The organism is Sulfurospirillum tamanense (genome assembly GCF_016937535.1).
GTDB lineage: Bacteria > Campylobacterota > Campylobacteria > Campylobacterales > Campylobacteraceae > Sulfurospirillum_B > Sulfurospirillum_B tamanense.
Genome location: NZ_JAFHKK010000003.1, coordinates 100,881 through 124,115 on the forward strand (window position 1 = coordinate 100,881; position 23,235 = coordinate 124,115).

The following is a 23,235-nucleotide window of genomic DNA, read 5'->3' on the forward strand; positions in this document are numbered from 1 at the left end:
TTATGCGTTGGTGCCAATAGCACTATTTATGCGGTAGTACAGCTCCAAAATTTCGCTCTTTTTTTCGATAAAACTGTTTTGATTTGCAATCAGATGCGCCGAAGAGTGCATGATGGTTTCCACAACTTCAAGGCCATTTTGCTTCATGGTTGCGCCCGTTTCCACCACATCAACAACCGCATCGCACATTCCCACTAGGGGTGCTAGCTCAATAGACCCGTAAAGCTTGATGATTTTGGCCGCAACAGCCTTGTTGGAAAAATGCTTTTTGGCTATATTTTCCATTTTGGTTGCAATGGTAATCTCTGGCATAGAGTAGTCCAACTGCTCCCCTTGGCGCATCCCCACACACACGCGACATTTGCCAATTTTTAAATCCAACAAATGTACCAATCCTAGCTCTTTTTCCTCGAGCACATCAAGGCCCACCACACCCAAATCTGCCGCTTGGTGTTGCACATACACAGGCACATCTTGATTGCGCACGAGCAAGAAACGAAAAGGAGAAGCATCCAGAATGAGTTTTCTGTCTTCAAAAACAAATCGCGTGTTAAAGATTGTTTCAAAAATTTCCAATGTTTCTTCGGCAATACGACCTTTTGGCAGGGCTACTGTTAACATAATTTCATCCTTCTTTTACTAATCCACTTTGAGAGAGTGCTTTTTGCATTCCACGAAAAATCAACGCTTTATCAAAAACAGAGTGTTTAAAAAAGCGGGAAAGAAACTTGCCATCTCCTCCCGTTAAATAGATATTTTTATCTTTACATGTATCGCTTAGCATCATAATAATTGGTTTAATAGCACCATAGCTGACCGCATCGGCTGTTTTTTGAGGAAGTGCGTCGAGGGCAATATTAGGATTAATGCGCACATTCAGTCTAGGAGAAATTGCAGCGTACGCCTCTTGCGTAGCGCTAAGACCAGGTAAAATATACCCCCCCAAATGCAACCCTCCCGACATAATATCTACCGTAATAGCGCTGCCCGCATCAATCACAATACCATCTTTTACCGTATAGCATGCTGCAACCCTATCGATTCCCATACCTTGGTAAATGGTATCAAATTCAAAATAAGGCTCCAGATCAACACAATGCTTTTTCCCTGCCAACCACGGCTTCACTGACGCATTAACATTAATGAAATAAAGAGGCTCTTGAGGAGAAAAGTGCTGAAACTCTGAAACCGAAATGGCCCAGATTCTTCCCTCTTTAAAAAAATGCACATTAGAGTTTCCAATATCACACAGGTACACGCCAAATCCTCCATCCATTTTTTTGCATCAGCGTTTGGGTTTTTGAGCAAACAGGCGCATTGGTCAAAAGAATTTTTACAAACACGCGGTGGTTTCTAAGCACCTCTAATCGTGCCACCAGAGCTTCAAGTTGCGCTGCTTCAGCACTAAGTATTTTTGTCTTACTTTCGCGCATCCACACACATATATAGCGCGCATCCAAGCCAACACCTACATAGCACTCAAGCCGCTTTCTGGAATCAAGTTCCCTTAAAGAAACAGGGGTCAAGGAGCGACACACCACACCTTTTGAAAGCAATGCATTAACAATGTGGTTCATCACAAACCAAGCACTATTGGTGATTTAGCGTAAAAGAGCGGTTATCCACAAACACTGTTTTGTGTGTTACAAAAGTTGGTGCATTAATTTCATCTGGTAATTTATACACATTCACCGTAGTCAGATCTAAATCAGTAGCAATTAAATAGCCACCTTTTTCCACAACATACACAAACTCGCCGTGCATCACACCTGAAAAAACAGCAAAAGGAAACTTGCGCTCCTTCAAAACATTCAAATCCGCATCAGCAAGCATAACACGACCATCTTTTGTGAAAACAAAAACCCTATTTTCAAGCACAATCACATCCTTAACATCAGCATCAAGAAAAACTGTTGCATTGGGGTTAATGGAGATAACACGCTTAGAAGTCGCTACCACCATTCTATCTGCAACAACATCCAAAAAGATAACATTGTTAAAAAATTGCTCACTGCTAATCACAACATCGCGCACCAGCGTAGCACTTTCGCGGTCAACAATAACAACCTTTCCGTCTAAGGTGGGAAACAACACCAACGAGGACAAAAAATAAGGTGCAGCAATGCGCGAATCTAGCGCATACACATTATCTTGTTTGTGGCTATAGCGAACCGTTCTTGTCTCCATGTCAATTAAGCTTAAACGGTTAGAAGCATCAACAACAGCGAGTGTATTATTATCCACAGAAGCAGAGGCCACCGTGTGCTCAAAAGTGTACTCAAAAACCGTTGCACCCGTCGCATCTAACACCAAAAGCTTTCCGCATGCGCTTGCAGCAATGAACCTTTCGTCAAACTCTCCAAGTAGCCCATACCCCTCAGGCAGGCGTACTTTTCCTAATCCTGCTTTGGTGATAATTTGTCCATTGGCAAGCGTTGCACCATAACGCGAGACGTCCGAAATAGACGCGGGAAGCGTTCCGTCGTAGCGCACCGAGCCTGCTACTTTTTCAGGTTCAAAGTTTTGGCGCTTTGTTTCGCATCCTAAAAAAAACAATCCGACAAGTACTGTACTAATAATTATGCGAAACATGCTTTATTCTCCCTGGAAGTGTTCAAGATTTTTTACAACATTTTGCAGTGGCGAACTCATAGAAATCGTTGAAAATTCTACTTTAGCTGCTTCTGGCTTTCCCTCTTTTAAAAGAAAGTATCCTCGCTGTAAAGCCGCTAAATTCGACAATAATCCCTCAGATGTTTCATGAAGCTGATAAGAGACCAGGTCGCGCAAAAGCACATCTACATCTGAAGCAAGGACAGCCTCAAGAGCGACTTGATCATTGCTATTAAGTGCCAATTTTGCTTCATAGGTATGGTAAAGCGCAGGACTTGTTTTCTTAAGCGTCTCAAGCGCGGCAGTGTCGTTTGGGTTTTGAAGCAAGACACGGTAGGCTTCATTAGAGGTAAGAAGTTGCTTAGTTTTAAAGGTATCCATTATGGCGTAACCCATGCCCAAAACGATGGCGATTGCCACAACACAGACTAGTAACCATTTGTATTTTTTAAAAAAACGTTCGCCTTTTATCATTCCTTCAAGAAATTGCTCTTCGGTACTCAAGCCTTGTTTGATTGCATCGAGGTTTTCTTTTAGTGCCACGCGCGTCCTTTGAAATTCGTTTTATTTTTGGGAAAGTATTGTAGCACACTAAAGGTGAGACAATTCTTTTTTAAAGCGCATTTTGCTACAATCCTCTAGCTCTAATTATAAAGAGTTTTACTTTCTATTTTTCACTACAGGTTTTAAGGACTAGCACTATGCATATTGATAACACACTTCTTTCCAAACTCGAAAAACTCTCCTCCTTAGAAATCGAACCCTCCAAGCGTGAGGGCATTATTGGACAACTTAGCGAGATCGTCACCTTTGTAGAAAACCTCAACGAACTTGACCTTGAATCCCAAGAAGCCACATTTACAACTGTTGAGGGCGGCACTCCTTTCCGTGAAGATATTCCAACAAATACGCCTGAGATTGTAGCAACCATCCTGCACCACGCGCCAAAAAGCAACCAAGGATTCTTTGTTGTTCCTAAAATTATTGAATAACTCTTTACATGTAACGCCCACTCAAAGGAACTTTCATGATTAGCATTAAAGCATTACTTAAGAATGTTGTTGCCTACAAAGCCTCAGACCTGCACCTCGTGAGCCGTAGTGAGCCGCAAATTCGCATCGATGGAAAGCTGGCCGGCTTAGACATGGAAAAGCTCGATGGTAAAGAAATTGAAGAGATGTGCTACTCACTTCTAACAGATAAACAAAAAAAAGAACTGGAAGAAAACAAAGAGCTCGACTTTGCTGTTATGTTTCCAGGGATTGGGCGCTTTCGTGCCAACTATTACTACACTATGAATGGCGAAGTAGCAGCTGCCTTTCGGATTATTCCCCTTGAAATCCCCTCCCTTGATGATCTAAAATCACCAGAAATTTTTAAACAACTCATTAAGCGTGAAAAGGGATTAATTCTTGTTACAGGTCCCACAGGAAGCGGTAAATCAACCACTTTGGCCGCCCTTTTAAACGAAATCAACCTTACTGAGAACAAACACATCATCACCATTGAAGACCCTGTGGAATTTGTTCACGAAAACAAACGTTCGCTGTTTTCACACCGCAACGTGGGAGATGACACTAAAAGTTTCGCGCGCGGCCTTAAATACTCCCTTCGCGAAGACCCCGATATTATCCTTGTCGGCGAAATGCGTGACCAAGAGACCATCGGCACAGCTGTTACTGCGGCCGAAACAGGCCACTTGGTGCTTGGCACCTTGCACACCACTTCTGCTATTCAAACCCTCAACCGCATTGTTGACAGTTTTGAAGGAGCAGAACAAGTGCAAATTCGTAACATGCTTTCTGTTTCACTCACAGCAATCATTTCTCAAAGCTTGCTTCCAAAAATTGGTGGCGGGCGCGTTGCGATTCACGAAGTCCTTATCAATAATGCCGCCATTTCTAACCTCATTCGCGAAAACAAGTTGCATCAAATTTACTCCCAACTACAACTGAACCAACAAAAAACAGGCATGATAACCCAAACCCAATCTATGATAAAAGCCATTAAGGCAAACCTTATTACCAAAGAAGATGCCGTGCGTTTTTCCACCCAGCCTCAAGAGCTGATGAACCTCATTGGCATTTAACCAAAGATATAAAAATGCCGATTTACCCACGTTACAGCTTTTTTAGCTTATAATTGAATTCAAATTACTGAAGGTATTTTTATGATTAAAAACAGCTCTGTTATCGAATCCATCTGTGAACTTGGAGATGAAACGTTTGCTAAGCTTAAATCGCTGAATGTCCCCCCTTATCCAAAATACTACTACGAAACGTTTATGGATGGTCTTTATGCGTCCAAAGATCAAGAAATGTTGGAGCTTTCTAAAAAATACAGCTACCTTTTTAGCTCCAATACTTCCCATGAAACCATCGCCGAAAACAGCGTCAGTCTTGCCAAAGAGAGTCTTCTTAAGTTTCAGGAGTCAAACACCACTATTCGACAAATCTCCGAAGAAAATGCGGTTGATCTTGCTTTGTTAAAAAACCAAACCAACCCTTCGCAAGCTACGGGGCTTTTTTCACTTTTTAGCACCTTTCAAGACCAAGTATTAAAAGAGTTGCAAAACGCTGAGGAGATTATTACTAGCCTTAGACGAGAAATTGAGATTCTTGAGCGCGAGTCCAATATCGATTCTCTCACCAAAGCTTATAATAAAAAGGCGCTTTTTATTGATCTTGAAGAGATGCTTGGCTTTGGTAAAGAAAAAGATTTGGATTTGTATTTCATTCTTTTTGATGCGGATGATTTTAAAACCATCAATGAGAATTTTGGACACATTGCGGGAGACAAAACGCTCATCTATCTTGCCAAACTTTTGCAAACAGCATTACGACGCGGAACACGCATCTATCGTTTTGGAGGGCAATCGTTTGTGGTTATTCTCAACCGAATTGAACGCGAAGATGCTCAAAAAACAGTACAGCGAGTGCTGCACGACACTAGCGAAAGTAAGCTTTTTTACAAAGGCAATAATATTCGCTTAACACTTAGCGGAGGCATTGCAGCTCACCGTTGTGGCGACACTGCTCAAAGCCTCATTGACCGCGCAGAAAAAAGCTTAAACCGTGCCAAATCTGATGGCAAAAATTGTTTTAGAGAAGAGTAAATTATGGAACACATTGTTTGGTTTGACATCATCACCATCTCTCTTATTTTGCTTTTGGGCTTCAAAGGCATCCTGAACGGATTTGTAAAAGAGACGTTTGGGCTTTTAGGAGTTGTTGGCGGTATTTTTATTGCTTCGCGCTACGCACAAGAAGCAGGCGCCTTTATTGACGCGTCCGTTTATGCTTTTGATAACAAAGCATCTCTTTTTTTAGTTGGCTTTATTGCACTCTTGCTTTGTTTTTGGATATTGTGTTTAATTGTCGGAAAGATTGTAGCTAAGCTGCTCTCTCTGAGCGCTCTTTCTGGAATTGATAAAATTGCTGGTTTTTTTGTTGGAAGTGCTAAAATATTTTTAGTCTTTTCTATTTTTATTGCTGCAATTTCTAATATTGATTTTGTTCAAAAGAAAATTGATGCGCACATGACCCAAAGTTTTATGTACCCCATTTTCATGGAAGTGGGCCAAAAAATTGTTGAGCTTCGGCCAGATGACTTTATTAAAGAAAGCCCATCTGAGACCTTGGCTCCCGACGCACCTAATGACACAAAGGACGAGGGATGACCATAGAAAATATGGAATATGACACACTATTGGATCGCTTTAAGGAAGTGCTTAAAATCAATAATCTGAAATTCACCAAGCAACGCGAGGTCGTTCTTAAAACACTCTATAACCACCATGAACATTTTACGCCAGAACACTTGTATCTGCTCATCAAAGACAAATACGGTTCTTTAAATGTTGGCATTGCAACAGTTTACCGGACTCTCAACCTTCTTGAAGAAGCCGAAATGGTCACCTCCATTACTTTTGGATCCCAAGGAAAACGCTTTGAATTGGCTACAAAACCACACCATGACCACATGATTTGCCGAAGCTGTGGGGCTATCACTGAGTTTGAAGATGCACTCATTGAAAAACGCCAAGAAGCCATCGCAAAAGAGCATGGGTTTAAACTCACCAACCACCTCATGCAGCTGTATGGGGTTTGTAAAACGTGTAAAAAATAATCTACAAACGAAGGAAAGTAAATTTTAATGTTTGACAATCAACTTGAACAACAACGTATTGAAAAAGCAAATGCCTTTCGTGAGTTAGGAAAGAATCCCTACCCTCACGCCCTTACCAAAGACACAACAACAGAGACCTTTAAGACGCACTACGCTTATGTCTGCGAAAGAGACCCTCAGTCTGACCAAAGCGCCACAAGCACCATCGCTGGCAGGATTAAATTTTTGCGTCATATGGGAAAGGCTGCCTTTGCTAAAATCGAGGACGAGTCGGGAATTTTGCAAATATACTTCAGTAAAGATGTGCTAGGAGAAACATGGTTTGGTCATGTGAAAAAACTTATTGAAGTAGGCGATATTATCGTCGCCTCAGGCTTTCCTTTTGTTACCAAAACAGGTGAACTTTCTTTACATGTAACCCATCTTGAACTCGCAACCAAGGCGATTGTCCCCCTTCCTGAAAAATTTCATGGCCTTCAAGACAAAGAGTTGCGCTACCGCCAGCGCTACCTTGATATGATTATGAATGGGCAAGTAAAGGACGACTTTAAGCTACGATCAAAGGTTGTTAGCATCATTCGGCACTTTTTTGAATCCTATGGTTTTTTAGAGGTCGAAACCCCTATGATGCACCCCATTGCAGGAGGCGCTAACGCTAAGCCTTTTGTGACACACCACAACGCTCTTGGCATCGAACGTTACTTGCGCATTGCTCCAGAACTTTACCTCAAACGCTTAGTGGTTGGTGGGTTTGAAGCGGTTTTTGAAATTAATCGTAATTTTCGCAACGAAGGCATGGATCATACACACAATCCAGAATTTACTATGCTGGAATTTTATTGGGCGTATCACACTTATGAAGATTTGATGGACCTTACTGAAACACTTTTTAACACTCTGCTTGATGCTCTCAATCTTCCAAAACACCTTCCTTTTGGCGAAGAAATCATTGATTTTTCAAACTCTTTTACGCGCATTCCTTACCAAGAAGCACTTGTCACCATTGGCGGTATTGACCCAGCTATTTTAAAGGATAAAGTAGCCATTTTGAAAAAGCTCTCAGCAGATGGCTTTGAAGCTAACCCTAAACTCTCTTTGGGACATTTGCACGCGGAATTATTTGATGCTTATGTAGAAGCAAAACTTATCAACCCTACATTTGTAACGCACTTTCCCTTAGCTATTAGTCCGCTCTCGCGCAAAAGCGATGATGACCCAACCATTGCAGAACGCTTTGAGTTGTTTATTGCAGGGCGCGAAATTGCCAATGGCTTTAACGAGCTCAATGACCCCATTGATCAATATGAGCGTTTTAGTGGTCAGCTTGAGGCTAAAGATGCAGGAGATGACGAAGCGCATGAGATGGATGAGGATTACGTTAGGGCCCTAGGATACGGCTTACCACCTACTGCGGGCCAAGGCTTGGGTATTGATCGCCTTGTTATGCTACTTGCCAACCGTCACTCTATTCGTGATGTCATCTTATTTCCTGCCATGAAGCCCTTACGAAAAGAAATTCAATCACAAGAAGAAGGAACCGTTTAATGAGCCCCTTAGAATCCCTTGACCCTGTTATTTATAACCTTATCGAAAAAGAATTAGTACGCCAGTGCGATCATCTTGAAATGATTGCGAGCGAAAACTTCACTTACCCTGCTGTTATGCAAGCCATGGGCAGTGTTTTTACCAACAAATACGCCGAAGGCTACCCCGGAAAACGTTACTATGGCGGATGCGAGTACGCCGACGAGGTAGAGCAATTAGCCATTGATCGTGCCTGCAAACTTTTTGGATGTACTTATGCTAATGTTCAACCAAACTCTGGCTCACAAGCCAATCAAGGGGTTTTTAATGCGCTTTTAAAGCCTTATGACAAAATCCTTGGAATGGATCTTAGCCACGGAGGTCACCTCACCCACGGCGCCAAAGTAAACAGTTCTGGCAAAATTTATGAGAGTTTTTTTTACGGCGTTGAACTAGACGGACGCATTAACTACGACCGTGTGCGAGATATTGCCAACATTGTCAAACCAAAAATGATTATTTGTGGTGCTTCGGCATACCCAAGAGAAATCGATTTTAAGGCTTTTAGGGAAATTGCCGATGAAGTGGGTGCAATTTTATTCGCTGACATTGCCCACATTGCTGGCCTTGTTGCCGCAGGTGAGCACCCTAGCCCCTTCCCTTATTGTGATGTAGTCTCCACCACAACCCACAAAACATTGCGTGGACCGCGTGGTGGCTTAATTCTAACAAACAATGAAGAAATTGCCAAAAAAGTGAATTCCGCCATTTTCCCAGGCATCCAAGGTGGCCCCTTGATGCATGTGATAGCGGGCAAAGCCGTAGGTTTTGGCGAAAACCTTAAGCCCGAGTGGAAAACTTATGCCAAACAAGTCAAAGCCAACGCGGCAGTTTTAGGCAAAGAACTCCTTGCACGAGGTTACGATATTGTGAGTGGCGGCACTGATAACCACTTGGTCCTCATGAGTTTCCTCAATAAACCTTTTAGCGGAAAAGACGCTGATCTTGCCCTTGGCCGAGCTGGCATTACAGCCAACAAAAATACCGTCCCAGGAGAAACAAGAAGTCCTTTTGTTACCTCGGGCATTCGCCTTGGTTCTCCTGCGCTTACAGCACGCGGTATGAAAGAAGCCGAGTTTGTTGTTATCGCTGGACTGATTGCCGATGTTCTTGATAATATCGAAGATGAAACTTTGCATGGCAAGATTAAAGAGCAAGTAAAAGCATTGGCTAGCAATTTCATTATTTACGCTCAATCTACTTACTAGGACAAGTATGCTCCCCATTGATACTTCTTTAATCAAAATCATCACTGACCACTATTGGATTAAACGAGATACGATTGTTCAAAAAATTGCCTACAAAGAGCGTACTTTTTTTGATAAATTTGAACGCATTAATGAGCCTTTAACGCGTGCTATTATCAAGCAACATGAAGACCGTGAAATCACGGTCGCCCATTCGCTAATTAATCGGTTTGATAAAGTAGAAAATATTGTTTTTGATTACAATGGGCGCAACACTGAGCGCTTTTGGCATCGGGCACAGTTGTTGCTTAGAGAAGAGGGGTTTATTAATTTTACTGCCTATGAAAGCAAAACTCCCGGGCATTTGCATTTGTATGTTCACAAAGGGCACACTACCTTGCAAGAGGGTGAGCAGATTGCTAAAATGCTCTCCATGAAACTCGGTCAACGGCTTCCAAGAGAATGGCGGATGTTTCCAAGTTCAGACTTGCCAAAAGAATTTAATATTTTGGCACTTCCTTACACCCTGTACCAAAAAGAACGTGGCGCTTCATGGTCGAAGCATATGTAGTGATTTTAAGGAGAAAAAATGGAAGATAAAAACGAGCTCAGCGATATTGTTCTTGATAAAGACGATGGTGCTAAAGGAATGAAACTAAAGCGCATTTTAGTAATTGCTGCTGTGTTGGTATTGCTTTTTTTGGTAGTGCTAATCATTATGCGAGCCCTCAATAAGCCAAGCCCAGAGCAAGAAGCGCGACTCATCTTGCCTCCTGAACCACAAAGCACTACTGCGCCAAGTGTCGCTGAAGAGAAACTTTTTCAACAAGTCCCCATTATTAACGAAGAGCCCAAAGAAAGCTTTGAAGATATGGTGAAAAAACTCAAAGAAAAAGAGCTAAACCGCACTCCTGAAGCAGCTCCAAAAGTACCTCTTAGTGAACCTGAGCCTCAAGAGGTAGCCACACCAACTCCACCTAGACCTGTGGCACCTGTTGCGCAACCAACGCCAGTACCAAGCACACCTCTAGTGCAACCTCGGGCAGAAACTGTGGCACCCAAAGGTGATCACCTTGCCACCTCTGGTATTTACATTCAAGTGGCTTCGGTCACACGCACAAATCCTGATGCAGCTTACTTGAAATCCATTCAAGATAAGTCTTTTAACTACCATCTTTACCGCACCACCGTTGGCGAGCAAACACTTACCAAGGTTCTTGTGGGCCCCTATGCAACCAACGAAGCAGCACGTGCCGCCTTGGTTAGTGTCAAACAAGACCTTAGCCCTAATGCCTTTATTTTTAGAGTGCCCTAGTGTATTCCCGCCAACTTCTTTTTGACCAACTCGCCCCCATCACGATTTACCACAAGCTCCAAGAATTCCTAGGGGGGGAGCTTGGTTTTCTATTTGAAAGTGCCATTAATAACGCTTCAGGGAATTCCAGTTTTCTCTTTTTTGGTGCCAAAGAACGCATTATCCACCATCATGGCGTTAGCACCCACACCGACGAGAAAGGCATAACGCATCAAATCCAAACCAACCCACTTCTTTACCTAAAACAGCGCTATGCCACTATTGACACGTCCCGCTATAAGCAATACGGCAGTACTTTAGGCATTGGTTTTACAGACGGATTTATTGGATACATTGGCTACGATGCCGCCAAACTATTTGAACCCAAGCTTGCGCCACATATGGAGAAACTTTGCGACCCTCTTGATATTCCAGAAATTGACTTAATGCGCCCCAAACTCGTATGCGAATTTTCCCACAAAACAAACCGCCTTACCCTTGTGACTTTTGAAAAAGAGCTAGGGGAAAAACTGGACGAAATTGTAGCTCACCTCAAAAAACCCCACCATTATCTGCCCATTAAAACCAGCGACATTGACTCCACTAAAGGCACTTTTGCCTTTAGTAAAAAGACGTTTTTTGAAATGGTGGCACAATCCAAAGAAATGATTCGCAGCGGAGATGTGTTCCAAATTCTGATGTCCAACCGCTTTACACAATACGCAGCCATAGACCGCCTTAGCTTTTACCGCATTTTGCGAAGCAAAAACCCCTCTCCTTATATGTTTTTATTGGACTACAACCACTTTGCCATTGCAGGAAGTTCGCCCGAGGTAATGATAGGACTTAAGGATGGAAGTGTCCTTTTGCGTCCTATTGCGGGCACGCGCAAGCGCGGTGCAACCCTTGAAAAAGACAAACAGATGGAAGAGGAGTTGCTCGCCGATGAAAAAGAGTTGGCTGAGCACCTCATGCTCATCGACCTAGGACGCAATGACGTGGGTCGGGTTGCTAAAGTAGGAACAGTAAAGGTTTCAGAAATGATGCGCGTGGAGCGCTACTCTCACGTGATGCACCTTGTAAGCGATGTAAAAGCTACACTGGATGCATCCCATGACATGTTTGATCTTTTTTGTGCTACCTTTACCGCAGGAACCATGACAGGTACCCCCAAAATTCGTGCTATGGAGTTAATTGCTGATTTTGAGGGGCTCAAGCGGAGCTTCTATAGTGGCGCTGTTGGCTACTTTGGGTTTGATGGCAACATGGACAGTGCTATTATGATTCGTACTTCCTATGTGGACCACGAAAAAATTGTTTTTCAAGCAGGAGCTGGCATTGTCGCAGACAGCAAGCCCGAACTTGAATACCTCGAAGTACACAACAAGCTAGCAGCCATGATGAGTTCTTTAGAAGATTTGCGTCAATCATGACCCTCTATTCACTCTTTGGCAACCCCGTAAGCCACTCGCTTTCGCCACGGATGCACAACCTTGCCTTTACACGCCTTGGAATTGACGGGGCTTATATTCGCACGCCTTTAGAAGATGGGGCTCATTTAAGAGAGGTTTTTTTAAACCAAAAACTTGATGGCGCTAACGTCACTGTTCCCCACAAAGAAGCTGCTTTTAGGGCTTGCGATACAGTACTTGGCATCGCCACTTCCATCAAAGCTATCAACACCCTTATTTACACCAAAGGTGCAATCACTGGCTACAATACTGACGCGCCAGGGTTTTTGCGTGCTATTGCCTCTTTTGGCATAGTGCGTACTGCTCTCATTTTAGGCGCAGGAGGTACGGCCAAAGCCTTAGCTTTTGCTCTTAAAAGCACAGGTATTGCGCCTGTAATTCTCAACCGAAGCGCGCCCAAACTCGACGCCTTCATAGCAGAAGGGTTTACCTGTTTTACCCACGAGAATTTCTCTCCAGCCTCTTTTGATTTGATTGTAAATACAACTTCCGCAGGTCTTAGCGATGAAGCATTTCCTACCCCTGAAGCACTTTTAAAAACACTTTTCAATAAAGCTACTTACGCATTTGAAGTGATATACAAACCAACACCTTTTTTGGCTTTAGCCAAGGCGCATGGGCTTACATGTAAAGATGGAAAAGAGATGCTTTTGTGGCAAGGGGTTTTGGCCTTTAACCTCTTCCATCATAACACCCTAGCAGAAGAAAAAATTGCCGATGCAATGCGTGAGGCCCTTAGGCTTTCATCCTAGATTCAAGTGCTTTTGAGAGAGAGAGCATGTCTACGTTCTCCAAGGAAACACCCGTAGGAACACCTTGTGCTATTTTGGTAAACGAAAGCTGAAACTCTTTTAATCGCTCTTCCACATACAAAATAATACCATCACTTGAAAGCCCTGGTGTTAGGGCAAAAATAACCTCTTGTACCTCGCGCCCCCTAATAAGGGCCATCAGTCTTGAAAGAGGCTCTTCCTCTAAAGAATCAAGAACAAAATAGCCACCCTCGTACGCGCCATTCTCCTCTAGTACAAAAATATCTTTTGCACTCTCCACAATACACAACATACGTAAATTTCTGTATTCATCCAAGCAAATATCACACAACTCGTGCTCACTCACCCCACCGCACGCTTCACAGCGACGCAACGAACGCACAGCTGTCTCAATTGCATTAGCCAACTTCATCGCACCAAAGGTGTCTTTGAGCACCAAATGATAGGCAAACCGCAATGCAGATTTTTTTCCCACTGTAGGCAATGTGCCCAACACCTCAACCAAATTATCAAAGGCTTCTAGTCTGTGTTTCATAGTAAAAGTGTAACCAAAGACCCATTAAATACCACTGTTTTTGCCCAACAAAAGATCAAAATAATGGGTGCCGTTTTCATACGTATACGCCATTTTCATTCCATGCAATGCAAGAATATTGGTGACAATATACAGACCCAATCCCATGCCATTTTTGGTCTGTTCAGCAGTCGTCACAAAGGCTTCGCAATAGTGCTCAATAGAGTGTTTTAATGCAGGACCATGATTGCTAATGCGCAATCCCTTTTCCGTGGTCGTTACGGCTACCTTTTTGTCGCTGCTGTATTTTAAGGCGTTGTCTATGAGGTTTTTAATAGCCAAAGCCAAAAGCTCAAAATCAGCCTTAACGAGAAAGTCATGGCAAAGGTTTACATGTAAACGTTCTTGCATCTGGACTTCATCGAGCATCAGTAAATCACACCCTTGCTCCACTACCAAAGACAAGGGGCACTCTTGGAGGTTTACACTGTAGCTTTTAGAGACCAGTTGTTCGATTTTTGAAAATTCATTAATCAACAAATCCAAGCGCTCAAAAATACCCACCAAGCGCTTTTTTTGTACATCACCCTTGACCATTTCTGCAACGATGCGCCCTTTTCCGATGGGCGTTTTTAGCTCGTGCATAATAGTGCGCAAAAAAAGCTGGCGAGAGCGAATCAGGTCTCGTATTTTTTTTACCGCGCGGTCAAACTCGTTGGCCACTTCGGCAATCTCATCTTTTTTATCACTCTTACATGTAATGTCCATGTCCCCGCTTGCAAACCGACGAATGCTTTGGCTCAAAGGCTTCAAGGGATAAATACTGCGCATCACTGAGACGTATATAGACACCAAAACCGCCAAAGCAAGTGCCAAGGCTATCCACAAAAAATCATCCGTGTGTTTGATGTTTTGATTTTCAAAAACCACACGCACCGCAGGATTGTCCAGAAGTAAATAGTACCGCTTGTTGTAAACAATTGAAGAAAGAGAACCCAGTGAAGTTGTGCGATGAAAGGTAACTTCCCCTTTTTCAAGAACTGCTGCCATGAGGTTGCGATTGCTCACCTGCTTAAGGCCAAAGTGACGAAAGTAGGCTTCAATGTCTTTAGGAGGGGTGTTGTTTTGGTGCAATTGAAAAAGATAATTCACGGCCTGAAACTGACGCTGCTGCATCACTTCTAGCGCCCGCTGGGTTTGCATGTTGTCAAGCAGCAAAAACAACAAACACACCAACGCAAAAGAGATGCCAAAAATAGCACTAATGCGACTACTTAAAGAGTGGCGATTCATCCTAAAAGCTTGTATCCGATGCCTCGTACCGAATGGATATGCTGGGGTGTTTTAGAGCTCTCTCCAATCTTAACACGCAACCTGCCAATAATCACATCCAAGCTTTTAGAGCCTTTGTCTTTAAGGGACTTGCAATTATACACCAACTGCTCTCTTGAGACCGAAAATCCGTGTTGCTTGATAAGGTAATGGAGGATTTCATACTCCGCAGGTGTCAGACTAAGGGGCGTTTCGTTGTAGTAAATCTGATGACGCATATCATCAACACGAAAGAGTGTTTGTGTGGCATGAGCTTGGGGTTCATTACTTTTTTTGTAGCGACGAATAAGACTTGTAATGCGGGCGTACATCTCTTTGGGGTCGTAGGGTTTTGGCAGATAATCATCTGCGCCAATTTGAAGCCCAATAACCTTATCGCTCACATCACTTCTGGCTGAGGAGATGATAATGGGAATGTCGTATTTTTCGCGAATTTCACGGCATACATCTAGGCCATCCATCCCTGGAAGCGTTAAATCTAAAATCAGGAGGTCATATTTTTTCACCCCTGCACTTAGACCCAAATAAGGGTCTTCATAATTGGTGATTTTGATATTGTACTCGGCTAAATACTCGGCTAAAATTTGCGCAAATTCTGGGTCATCTTCTATCATGAGCACGTTAATCATCTGTGTCCTTTTCAAGGGGCTAATGCCCCTTGAAACTAGCTTCGGGGGCCCCTATTTTGCATGTTTTGAACAAACTTTTCACGCTGTTCTGGCGTGAGGATATTATATAGTTTTTCAATGTGTTTTGCCTTAAGTTCTGCCCTTGTTTGTACATTTTTCATATTTGCTTCTACAAAAGCTTTAGTGTCAAACTTGGCACCATTGAACGCTTTTTTCATTCCCTCTGCCTTTTCGCCTGGCTTGACAGATGAAAGCATCTCAACCCGCATTTGCGCCTGCACCAGCTTCACTTCATGCACTTGTTCGGGTGTCAAGTCAATGCCTTGAAGCATCATCATGCCGCCGCCTTTTTGACCCATTTTTCCTTGATGATTGCGCATTTCTTTGTTTTGACCGTTAGCCATACCGCAATCGCGCTGCATCATGCCGCCTTTTGCCCATGCTCCTGTTGCCGCGAGCGAACCTGCAAGCACTACCATGGCTACTGTTTTACCTAATTTCATTGTTTCCTCCTTGGAATGTTTTGATGAGTGAAGTATAAAGCAAGGGGCTAAACAGGGCTTTAATCTTTTGTTAATGCATTGCAACAAGGTTGTATTAAAACATATTTTAAGGTAAAATAGCGCTCTTCAAAAAGACTACACTTATAGGATTCTACCTTGGAATTAGATTATTATGAAATACTAGAAATCAGTCGCGATGCTGATGGTGCTACCATTAAAAAGGCTTACCGAAAGCTTGCCATGAAGTTTCACCCCGACCAAAATCAAGGGGACAAACAAGCTGAAGAAAAATTCAAACAAATCAACGAAGCCTACCAAGTCCTTAGCGATACCCAAAAACGCTCTGTTTATGACCGTTACGGCAAAGCAGGATTAGAGCGTCAAGGCTTTAGTAACTACTCTGAACAAAATTACGAAGACATTATGGACGATTTGGGGTCGATTTTTGAATCGGTCTTTGGTGGCGGATTTAGTGGCTTTGGAACACAAGGGCGTCGTCAAAAACCCCGCAAGTACACGCTAGACCTTGAAACCTCCCTTACCCTTGATTTTAACGAAGCAGTTTTTGGTTGTACTAAAGAGGTCACCTACCGCACCAAAGCACCGTGCAACACGTGTGAGGGCACGGGCTCAAAAGACAAAAAACGCTCTACATGTAAAGAGTGCGGGGGCAAGGGGCAAGTTTTCTTCCGCCAAGGGTTTATGACTTACTCCCAAACATGTGGTGCGTGCCAAGGCACGGGCGAAACTGTCACTAATCCTTGCCAAGTGTGCCATGGCAAGGGCTTTAGCGAAAAAGAAGCGACCATTACTGTAGATATTCCCGAGGGCATTGATTCGGGAAATCGCATTCGCGCAGCCCAAAAAGGCAACGTCGATGAAGAGGGACGAAAGGGCGATTTGTATGTGCACATTCAAGTCAAAGAAGACGACCACTTTGTTAGGCATAACGATGATATTTATATTGAAGTTCCTGTCTTTTTTACCCAAGCTGTTTTGGGCGAAACCCTAACCATCCCAACCCTTCGTGGAGAAAAAGAGTTAAAACTCCCTGCTGGCGCCAAAGACAAACAGCAGTTTTTGTTTGAAGGAGAAGGGGTTCAAAACGTCCACACAAGACGCAAGGGTAACTTGGTAGCTCAAATCAGTCTACGCTACCCCAAAAAACTCACCGAAAAACAGACCGAACTCTTACAGGAACTCCAAGCCTCTTTTGGCTATGAAAGCACACCTCATGAAAAAAGTTTTGAGGGTGTTTTTGACAAAATTAAAAATTGGTTTAGTTAACCCACTTTCTTTTTTTGGGGGCATATTAAAAGAGCCCCCAAGTATCACAATCAAGTTTTAAAGCTTCATTTTATATAATACCCTTTTTTTTACATGTAACGAGGTGAATAGTGCGGATTGTTTTGACTCTTTTTCTAATCCATGGGTTGCTCTTTGGGGCATTGAGGCATTTTGGCATCTATGAGATGGAGGGAAAAGAACAAGGCAATAAGCTTCTTGTTATTGGCGGCATTCATGGGGACGAGCCCGGAGGGTATTTTGCACCCGCGCTCGTGGTGCAACACTACACCATTAAAAAAGGCTCCTTGCTTGTTGTGCCCAACCTAAACTTCGACAGTATCGTTCACAACCGTCGTGGTATTTATGGAGACATGAACCGCAAGTTCGATCACGTTGACCAAACTGATCCTGATTATGAACTTGTAACCCACATTAAATCTCTCATCACCGACCCCAGTGTGGACTTTATCATTAATCTACACGATGGACGAGGCTTTTACCGCACCACGTGGGAGAGTGCCATTTTTAATCCGCGCGCATGGGGACAGGCCTATATCATTGATCAAAAAACCATCGATGATGCAAAATTTGGCAATTTGGATGAAATCACTGCATTAATGGCAAACAAGCTCAACCAAAGTGAGCTAGCCGAAAACCACCATCAGTTTGACGTTAAAAATACTTACACCAAAGACAAAGACGAGCAAATGCGCATGTCATTGACATACTTTGCCATCACCCATCTCAAGCCTGCCCTTGCCATTGAAACAAGCAAAAACATTACCGAACTAGACACCAAAGTCCTTTATCAGCTCCTCTCTATGGAAGCACTTCTAAACCACATGGGCATTGAATTTGAACGAAATTTTGAGTTGACCCGCGAAACAGTAAATCACCTTCTCGCCCAATACGGAACTCTTGCTATCAACAATAAATTTGAACTCTCTTTGAACGACTTACGACCTGCTTTGCATTTTGTACCTATGCGCAAAACTGGCAACGTTTTTGAGTTTTCCCATCCTCTTGGCACAACCATTGACCGTGGCAGTTACCATCAAATTATGATAGGCAACATCCCTGTTGCAAGACTCTATCCGCAACATTTCTCCCTTACATGTAAAGCAACCGCTGCCACCATAGAAAGGGATGGCAACCAAGAGCGTGTTTCTTTTGGTCAAACAGTACGGGTTAACAAAACCTTTAAGGTTTTGGCAGATAAGGATTTTCGGGTCAATCTTATTGGATTTGTCACCAAAGAACGCGATTCGCAAGATGGCATCACGGTGCAAAAAAGTGATTTTATCTCCCGTTTTTCCACTGATCAATCCGAAACTTCTTTTCGCGCCGAATTTTACGACAATGGGGATTTTTGTGGCACCATTACGGTTGTATTTGAAGGGCCTTGATCTGCTTTTTTGGAAAGACCACATAAAGCGTGATAGGCGCCTTAAGCCCTCCTGCTAATACAGGCGCCTCCTCGTCCGCACCAAAAAAATAATCCACGCGTGCCTCCCCTTTGATGGCGCCACCAACGTCGTGGGCCACCACAAGAGGCTGGACAAAAGGCAAACCGCTTTGAATCACCAAAGGAAGCCCAAGCGGCACATGGCGCCTGTCTACCGCCACACTCCCATAGGGCACTAACTCCACCCCCAAAGCTCCTGTTGCTCCAGTTGTTCGTTCAGCAAAAAAAACATAGCTAGGATTAGCGTGCATCACCGCCTCCGCTTTGCTGGGATTTGCCTCTAAAAAAGCGCGAATGGATTGCATCGAAACCTCGTCTAGGTACCCTTTTTGGCGCATTAGTCCACCAATAGCGCGGTAAGGGTGACCATTTTGATCCGCGTAGCCTAAATACATTACCGCGCCATCTTCAAGCACCACTTTACCCGAGCCTTGAATATGTAAGAAAAATGCATCTACCTTGCTGCTAACATAACACAAAACTTCTGCATCTATGCCTTTTTGGTCTATCTCCCCATGGGAAGCATAAGGCACAACGCGCTCACCCACAACCTTCCCGCGCAAGCGCATTGAGGAGAGCTCAGGATAAAGAGAAGAGAGGCTAATGGTAAGCATGTCGTTTGGTTTTGCATACAGTGGGTAAAAAAACTCTTCTGATTGGGTTTTGCTACCCCTAAGGGTAGGCTCGTAGTAACCTGTCATCATCCCTTGCCGAAGAAGCTTTATGGGAACAAAAAACTCCTTAAAAGCTTTAAACTCTTTGACGCCGCAATAGGGTGCAGTCAAAGCGTTAAGCGCACAGCTACGCTCAAATGCCTCAAAAAAAAGAGCTTCATCCATACCTTTAAGATCAAGATCCTCCCACGATGCTACTTCTGCGCTTATTGGCAAAGACCCAAAAAGGAGGGGCTGGGGTTTAGGAGCGCACCCTAAAAATAATCCTAAAGCTAGCACTATAACTAATCCACTTGCCCAGTTCATTATTTTAATGCTCCCCAGTGTTTACCTATAGCAACAGAGGTTTTTAAAGGCACCCGCAAGGCAAAAATCTCCTCCATGCACTGCTTTGCACGTTTAGCAAAAGCCTCCGCCTCCTCTTTGGGCACTTCAAAAATCAATTCATCGTGAATTTGTAATAATAGCTTCGCTTTTTCTCCCAAAACATTTTTATCCATCTTCAGCATTGCTAATTTAATCAAATCTGCCGCACTTCCTTGAAACACGGTGTTGACCGACTCGCGCTCATACGCCGCAAGCAGCATTGGGGTTGCGTTGCCATAATCAAAATAGCGCCGTCTGCCTAGCAACGTTTCTACAAATCCTTGTTCTTTGGTTTTTTCTTGGACGGATTTTAAATACTCTTTCACTGTTGGAAAAGAGTCAAAATAGCTTTGAATGTATCCTGCGGCCTCTTTGGAGGGAATACCTAGCGTTTGCCCGAGTTTTCGCGCGCCCATGCCATAAAGCAAGCCAAAGTTAATACTCTTGGCAATGTTACGTTTAGCCGAAGCTTCTTCCTCGCCAAAAAGTTTCACTGCTGTTTCTTGGTGAATGTCTTTTCCTTCACTAAAGGCGTTCACAAGCGCAGGGTCTTGGCTAAAGTGCGCCAACAACCGCAGTTCAATTTGCGAATAATCAATCCCAACCAACACCCACTCAGGCTCTGCTACGAACCCTTCCCTAACCGCACGCCCTAGCTCAGTACGCACAGGGATGTTTTGCAAGTTTGGCTCTTTGGAGCTGAGTCTTCCCGTGGATGTTCCCGTTTGCAAAAAGTTGGTATGAACCCGTGAGTTCTTGTCCTTGGCAGCAAGTTTTAACAAAGGTTCAAAATAGGTGGATTTGAGTTTATACAATTCGCGGTATTCAAGCAACAACGCAATGGCGGGATGGGCATCTTTAAGCCCCTCCAAGACGCTCTCATCCGTGCTGTAACCGCTTTTTGTTTTTTTTGCCGCAGGCAATTTTAACGTTTCAAACAACACAGCACCCAGCTGTTTGGTGGAGTTGATGTTAAACTCACTTCCTGTGAGCTGATGAATCTCTTTTGTCAGCACCCCTAGTCTGGCTTCTGCGTCTTCAAGCAAGGAGCGTAAAAAACGCTGGTCCACCTTAATGCCTCGCTCTTCCATTTCCATCAATGTCAACACAAAAGGAAACTCCACCGCTTTTGCCAAATCTATCATGGAAGGATCAAGCATTTGGATGAGTTTATGGTAGAGGCGTAAGGTCATCCATGCGTCTTCTCCTGCGTACACGCATGCTTCTTCTAACGCCACGCTAGCAAAGGTTTCACCCCGTTTTACCACCGAACTAAAGGAGACCATTTCGTGACCAAAAAAACGCTTAGCCAACGCATCAAGCCCCACTAAAGACCCCGGAGAAAGAAGCCACGCCAAAATCATGGTATCGGCGTATGGCACGGGCGGGAGGAGGTCGAAATTGCGATGCACAACTTTAAAGTCAAACTTACCATTTTGCACCACAAGCTTACATGTAAAGAGTTTTTCAATGGCTTTGCGCGCTACGTCTTTGGAGATTTGTTCTGGCACGCCCAAATAGTTGTGCGCCAGAGGAACATAATACCCCCGATGCGCCTCAAACGCAAAGGAAAATCCCACTATTTTAGCTGACTGGGTATCGAGCCCATCCGTTTCGGTATCAAAAGCCACCACTGTCTCAGGCGTAAGGTTTTGCATGATTTCTTCAAGCATGGCGGCATCTTTAACCAAAATTGCCTCAAAGGTTTGTACTTCTTTTTGGGGCACTTTTGGAGCGCTACCAAGACGGCTTAGAATGCGTCTTAGCTCATACTTTTCCAACTCATCCCTAATGGCAAGTAGCGGATTTTCTTGGGGAAATTTAAATCGCTCAAATCGTGCAGCCACATCCAAAGTATCTACAAGAGCCGTAAGTTGCTTGCTTAAAAAGGCATTTTCCCTGCCCTCTTCCAGTAATTTTTTATTGCGCACATTGGAAATGTTGTCGAGGTTTGCATAAATCCCCTCAAGGGTTTTAAACTCATCCAATAGTTTTTTTGCACCCCGAGGCCCAATGCCTCGCACCCCAGGGATATTATCTGAGGCGTCCCCTATTAACGAAAGATAATCTTGAATTTGACAAGGAAGGACGCCAAACTTTTCTACGCAGGCGTCTGCGTTAATTTCACTTTTTTTCAATGGGTCATAAATCACCACACGGCCATCGTCAATCAATTGATACAAGTCTTTGTCATGGGTCACCACGCGTACTTTCATGTCATATTTTTTAGCAAATGCGACCGCTGAAGCAATAATATCATCAGCTTCATAGCCCTCCATAAAACACTTGTTAAAACCCATTTTCTCAATCCACTCAATGGCAATAGGAAGCTGGGTTTGCAAATCTTGCGGCGGAGCAGGACGGTTGGCCTTGTAGGCGGGGTCTAGGGTGTGACGAAAGGTTTTTCCTTTGGCATCAAGGGCAAAAAAGATGTAATCAGTGCCATGCTCCTCATTAAGTGTGGCAATAAAATTGGCAAAACCTGTGAGCAATCCCGTGGGGAGCCCTTGTGAATTAGTAAGGTTTGGCAATGCAAAGTAGTTGCGAAAAAAAAATCCAAAGGTATCAATAATCGTTAAAGTTTTCATAAAAATCCTAGTATGAAACGTGTTCGATGAGTTGTTCAATGGCTTCAGCAAATGCCATTTCATCCAGTTCAAACCGCTGCACTTCACGCAGGGCCAACGTAATGTTTTGTTCATTCATGGGGCCGTTAATAGCCACGGCAGTTTTAGCTACATGTAAAGACGCTGCAAAGCGCTTGGTTTCCAAATCAGGCGCGTTATTTGGGGTGTCGCTGTAGCGAATGAATTGAATCATCGTTTCATCAAACCCCCAATGCTCAAACACAGCAGCGGTCACAAGAGCCGTAGTGGTGCCCACAAAAGCACGTTCGACTTCCGAGAGGTTGTGTGCCGTTGTCACTTGCGCCTTAAAGGGAGTCACTTCATCACTACGCACGATTTGCTGGGCAATCAAAATTTTTCCCGTCTCTTGCAATAAACCACACAAAAACAACAAATCCTGCCTAGGCATATCGAGCTTTTTGTACCACTGGCGCATGAGCATCCCTTGGAGATTAGAAGTTTCCACAAAGGCTTCTGGAGTGACGCCATAGGGTGCAGTGTCCATCTGAAGGAGCTTTTTAACCGAAATCCCTGTCACCAGTGCCCTTGTGGTGGTCATACCAAAAAGTGAAACTGCTTGAAGTACGCTTTTAATCTCTCGGGAAAATCCATACAAAGGCGAATTAGCAAGACGCAACAAGCTTGCAACAAGCATGGGGTCTTTTTCGATGACTTTGGCGAGCATTTGCGTGGTGCCGTTTTCGTCACTACAAATGGCATTGATTTTTTGAAAACTCTCAGGGAGTGGCGGAAGTGCCTTGATTTGTTCAACCATTGAAATCAGCAT

At 43.7% G+C, this 23,235-nt stretch carries 25 protein-coding genes; 13 read left to right on the plus strand and 12 right to left on the minus strand.

The genetic code is table 11. The features are described 5' to 3' along the window. The 5 genes from hisG to JWV37_RS02535 are packed head-to-tail and all read right to left on the minus strand — an operon-like array spanning window position 1 to window position 3,156. Window positions 1–621 carry an ATP phosphoribosyltransferase gene (gene hisG, locus JWV37_RS02515; RefSeq protein ID WP_205458076.1) on the minus strand — a complete coding sequence of 207 codons (621 nt, stop codon included), beginning with the start codon at window positions 619–621 and terminating at the stop codon, window positions 1–3. A gap of 4 nt (window positions 622–625) precedes the next feature. Continuing rightward, window positions 626–1,258: a type III pantothenate kinase gene (locus JWV37_RS02520; protein ID WP_205458147.1), complete on the minus strand. Its 633-nt coding sequence runs from the start codon at window positions 1,256–1,258 to the stop codon at window positions 626–628. Further along, window positions 1,245–1,577, minus strand: coding sequence for a hypothetical protein (locus JWV37_RS02525; protein ID WP_205458077.1), 333 nt, complete (start codon window positions 1,575–1,577; stop codon window positions 1,245–1,247). The genes JWV37_RS02520 and JWV37_RS02525 overlap by 14 nt, the downstream gene beginning before the upstream one ends. Before the next feature lie 13 nt (window positions 1,578–1,590). After that, the gene (locus JWV37_RS02530; RefSeq protein WP_205458078.1) at window positions 1,591–2,592 is read right to left on the minus strand and encodes an outer membrane protein assembly factor BamB family protein; all 1,002 of its coding nucleotides are present in this window, start codon (window positions 2,590–2,592) and stop codon (window positions 1,591–1,593) included. A gap of 3 nt (window positions 2,593–2,595) precedes the next feature. Next, the gene (locus JWV37_RS02535) at window positions 2,596–3,156 is read right to left on the minus strand and encodes a tetratricopeptide repeat protein (protein WP_205458079.1); all 561 of its coding nucleotides are present in this window, start codon (window positions 3,154–3,156) and stop codon (window positions 2,596–2,598) included. A 158-nt stretch (window positions 3,157–3,314) separates the two neighbouring features. Here JWV37_RS02535 and gatC point away from each other — a divergent pair, with 158 nt between their 5' ends. The 11 genes from gatC (at window position 3,315) to JWV37_RS02590 (ending at window position 13,030) form a co-directional block, all read left to right on the plus strand. Further along, entirely contained in the window at window positions 3,315–3,605 is a 291-nt protein-coding gene (gatC, locus tag JWV37_RS02540; RefSeq protein ID WP_205458080.1) for an Asp-tRNA(Asn)/Glu-tRNA(Gln) amidotransferase subunit GatC, read from the plus strand. Window positions 3,606–3,640: 35 nt separating this feature from the next. Further along, window positions 3,641–4,702 carry a type IV pilus twitching motility protein PilT gene (locus tag JWV37_RS02545; protein ID WP_205458081.1) on the plus strand — a complete coding sequence of 354 codons (1,062 nt, stop codon included), beginning with the start codon at window positions 3,641–3,643 and terminating at the stop codon, window positions 4,700–4,702. 81 nt (window positions 4,703–4,783) lie between these two features. Then, entirely contained in the window at window positions 4,784–5,728 is a 945-nt protein-coding gene (locus JWV37_RS02550; RefSeq protein ID WP_205458082.1) for a GGDEF domain-containing protein, read from the plus strand. Between the two features lie 3 nt (window positions 5,729–5,731). Beyond that, window positions 5,732–6,292 carry a CvpA family protein gene (locus JWV37_RS02555; RefSeq protein ID WP_205458083.1) on the plus strand — a complete coding sequence of 187 codons (561 nt, stop codon included), beginning with the start codon at window positions 5,732–5,734 and terminating at the stop codon, window positions 6,290–6,292. Beyond that, on the plus strand, window positions 6,289–6,741 hold the full coding sequence (locus tag JWV37_RS02560; protein ID WP_205458084.1) for a Fur family transcriptional regulator: 453 nt from the start codon (window positions 6,289–6,291) through the stop codon (window positions 6,739–6,741). Before JWV37_RS02555 ends, JWV37_RS02560 begins: the two co-directional genes overlap by 4 nt. Before the next feature lie 27 nt (window positions 6,742–6,768). After that, window positions 6,769–8,286, plus strand: coding sequence for a lysine--tRNA ligase (gene lysS, locus JWV37_RS02565; protein ID WP_205458085.1), 1,518 nt, complete (start codon window positions 6,769–6,771; stop codon window positions 8,284–8,286). Further along, a complete protein-coding gene (locus JWV37_RS02570) occupies window positions 8,286–9,533 on the plus strand; it encodes a serine hydroxymethyltransferase (RefSeq protein ID WP_205458086.1) in 1,248 nt (415 codons plus the stop codon). Before lysS ends, JWV37_RS02570 begins: the two co-directional genes overlap by 1 nt. 7 nt (window positions 9,534–9,540) lie before the next feature. Next, the gene (locus JWV37_RS02575) at window positions 9,541–10,083 is read left to right on the plus strand and encodes a DUF1882 domain-containing protein (RefSeq protein ID WP_205458087.1); all 543 of its coding nucleotides are present in this window, start codon (window positions 9,541–9,543) and stop codon (window positions 10,081–10,083) included. 18 nt (window positions 10,084–10,101) lie between these two features. Next, the gene (locus JWV37_RS12895; protein WP_205458088.1) at window positions 10,102–10,827 is read left to right on the plus strand and encodes an SPOR domain-containing protein; all 726 of its coding nucleotides are present in this window, start codon (window positions 10,102–10,104) and stop codon (window positions 10,825–10,827) included. Beyond that, window positions 10,827–12,239 carry an anthranilate synthase component I family protein gene (locus JWV37_RS02585; RefSeq protein WP_205458089.1) on the plus strand — a complete coding sequence of 471 codons (1,413 nt, stop codon included), beginning with the start codon at window positions 10,827–10,829 and terminating at the stop codon, window positions 12,237–12,239. Before JWV37_RS12895 ends, JWV37_RS02585 begins: the two co-directional genes overlap by 1 nt. Continuing rightward, entirely contained in the window at window positions 12,236–13,030 is a 795-nt protein-coding gene (locus JWV37_RS02590) for a shikimate dehydrogenase (protein ID WP_205458090.1), read from the plus strand. Before JWV37_RS02585 ends, JWV37_RS02590 begins: the two co-directional genes overlap by 4 nt. Here JWV37_RS02590 and recR read toward each other — a convergent pair. Genes recR through JWV37_RS02610 form a run of 4 tightly spaced genes read right to left on the minus strand, consistent with a single transcriptional unit; the run spans window position 13,014 to window position 16,029 of the window. After that, entirely contained in the window at window positions 13,014–13,586 is a 573-nt protein-coding gene (gene recR, locus JWV37_RS02595) for a recombination mediator RecR (protein ID WP_205458091.1), read from the minus strand. The genes JWV37_RS02590 and recR overlap by 17 nt on opposite strands. A 24-nt stretch (window positions 13,587–13,610) precedes the next feature. Then, entirely contained in the window at window positions 13,611–14,858 is a 1,248-nt protein-coding gene (locus tag JWV37_RS02600; protein WP_205458092.1) for an ArsS family sensor histidine kinase, read from the minus strand. After that, on the minus strand, window positions 14,855–15,526 hold the full coding sequence (locus JWV37_RS02605) for a response regulator transcription factor (protein WP_205458093.1): 672 nt from the start codon (window positions 15,524–15,526) through the stop codon (window positions 14,855–14,857). Before JWV37_RS02605 ends, JWV37_RS02600 begins: the two co-directional genes overlap by 4 nt. 35 nt (window positions 15,527–15,561) lie before the next feature. Then, on the minus strand, window positions 15,562–16,029 hold the full coding sequence (locus JWV37_RS02610) for a Spy/CpxP family protein refolding chaperone (protein WP_205458094.1): 468 nt from the start codon (window positions 16,027–16,029) through the stop codon (window positions 15,562–15,564). 156 nt (window positions 16,030–16,185) lie between these two features. Here JWV37_RS02610 and dnaJ point away from each other — a divergent pair, with 156 nt between their 5' ends. Together dnaJ and JWV37_RS02620 are read left to right on the plus strand one after the other, a co-directional pair. Further along, the gene (dnaJ, locus tag JWV37_RS02615) at window positions 16,186–17,316 is read left to right on the plus strand and encodes a molecular chaperone DnaJ (RefSeq protein ID WP_205458095.1); all 1,131 of its coding nucleotides are present in this window, start codon (window positions 16,186–16,188) and stop codon (window positions 17,314–17,316) included. Window positions 17,317–17,426: 110 nt separating this feature from the next. Next, complete coding sequence (locus JWV37_RS02620) at window positions 17,427–18,722, plus strand: M99 family carboxypeptidase catalytic domain-containing protein (RefSeq protein ID WP_205458096.1); 1,296 nt, start codon at window positions 17,427–17,429, stop codon at window positions 18,720–18,722. Here the strand turns inward: JWV37_RS02620 and mltA are convergent. From mltA to JWV37_RS02635, 3 genes are read right to left on the minus strand one after another with little or no spacing between them, the layout of a single operon-like run. Then, window positions 18,697–19,761 carry a murein transglycosylase A gene (gene mltA / locus JWV37_RS02625; protein WP_205458097.1) on the minus strand — a complete coding sequence of 355 codons (1,065 nt, stop codon included), beginning with the start codon at window positions 19,759–19,761 and terminating at the stop codon, window positions 18,697–18,699. The genes JWV37_RS02620 and mltA overlap by 26 nt on opposite strands. Further along, entirely contained in the window at window positions 19,761–22,409 is a 2,649-nt protein-coding gene (gene polA, locus JWV37_RS02630) for a DNA polymerase I (RefSeq protein ID WP_205458098.1), read from the minus strand. The genes mltA and polA overlap by 1 nt, the downstream gene beginning before the upstream one ends. A 7-nt stretch (window positions 22,410–22,416) precedes the next feature. Then, window positions 22,417–23,235: an HDOD domain-containing protein gene (locus JWV37_RS02635; protein ID WP_205458099.1), complete on the minus strand. Its 819-nt coding sequence runs from the start codon at window positions 23,233–23,235 to the stop codon at window positions 22,417–22,419.

What these genes read in the sequence shown, in the direction of transcription:
- hisG (WP_205458076.1), bottom strand. Translation starts at nt 621, where the DNA reads ATGTTAACAGTAGCCCTGCCAAAAGGTCGTATTGCCGAAGAAACATTG.
- JWV37_RS02525 (WP_205458077.1), bottom strand. Translation starts at nt 1,577, where the DNA reads ATGAACCACATTGTTAATGCATTGCTTTCAAAAGGTGTGGTGTGTCGC.
- JWV37_RS02530 (WP_205458078.1), bottom strand. Translation starts at nt 2,592, where the DNA reads ATGTTTCGCATAATTATTAGTACAGTACTTGTCGGATTGTTTTTTTTA.
- gatC (WP_205458080.1), top strand. Translation starts at nt 3,315, where the DNA reads ATGCATATTGATAACACACTTCTTTCCAAACTCGAAAAACTCTCCTCC.
- JWV37_RS02545 (WP_205458081.1), top strand. Translation starts at nt 3,641, where the DNA reads ATGATTAGCATTAAAGCATTACTTAAGAATGTTGTTGCCTACAAAGCC.
- JWV37_RS02550 (WP_205458082.1), top strand. Translation starts at nt 4,784, where the DNA reads ATGATTAAAAACAGCTCTGTTATCGAATCCATCTGTGAACTTGGAGAT.
- JWV37_RS02555 (WP_205458083.1), top strand. Translation starts at nt 5,732, where the DNA reads ATGGAACACATTGTTTGGTTTGACATCATCACCATCTCTCTTATTTTG.
- JWV37_RS02560 (WP_205458084.1), top strand. Translation starts at nt 6,289, where the DNA reads ATGACCATAGAAAATATGGAATATGACACACTATTGGATCGCTTTAAG.
- lysS (WP_205458085.1), top strand. Translation starts at nt 6,769, where the DNA reads ATGTTTGACAATCAACTTGAACAACAACGTATTGAAAAAGCAAATGCC.
- JWV37_RS02570 (WP_205458086.1), top strand. Translation starts at nt 8,286, where the DNA reads ATGAGCCCCTTAGAATCCCTTGACCCTGTTATTTATAACCTTATCGAA.
- JWV37_RS02575 (WP_205458087.1), top strand. Translation starts at nt 9,541, where the DNA reads ATGCTCCCCATTGATACTTCTTTAATCAAAATCATCACTGACCACTAT.
- JWV37_RS12895 (WP_205458088.1), top strand. Translation starts at nt 10,102, where the DNA reads ATGGAAGATAAAAACGAGCTCAGCGATATTGTTCTTGATAAAGACGAT.
- JWV37_RS02590 (WP_205458090.1), top strand. Translation starts at nt 12,236, where the DNA reads ATGACCCTCTATTCACTCTTTGGCAACCCCGTAAGCCACTCGCTTTCG.
- recR (WP_205458091.1), bottom strand. Translation starts at nt 13,586, where the DNA reads ATGAAACACAGACTAGAAGCCTTTGATAATTTGGTTGAGGTGTTGGGC.
- JWV37_RS02600 (WP_205458092.1), bottom strand. Translation starts at nt 14,858, where the DNA reads ATGAATCGCCACTCTTTAAGTAGTCGCATTAGTGCTATTTTTGGCATC.
- JWV37_RS02605 (WP_205458093.1), bottom strand. Translation starts at nt 15,526, where the DNA reads ATGATTAACGTGCTCATGATAGAAGATGACCCAGAATTTGCGCAAATT.
- JWV37_RS02610 (WP_205458094.1), bottom strand. Translation starts at nt 16,029, where the DNA reads ATGAAATTAGGTAAAACAGTAGCCATGGTAGTGCTTGCAGGTTCGCTC.
- mltA (WP_205458097.1), bottom strand. Translation starts at nt 19,761, where the DNA reads ATGAACTGGGCAAGTGGATTAGTTATAGTGCTAGCTTTAGGATTATTT.
- polA (WP_205458098.1), bottom strand. Translation starts at nt 22,409, where the DNA reads ATGAAAACTTTAACGATTATTGATACCTTTGGATTTTTTTTTCGCAAC.
- JWV37_RS02635 (WP_205458099.1), bottom strand. Translation starts at nt 23,235, where the DNA reads ATGCTGATTTCAATGGTTGAACAAATCAAGGCACTTCCGCCACTCCCT.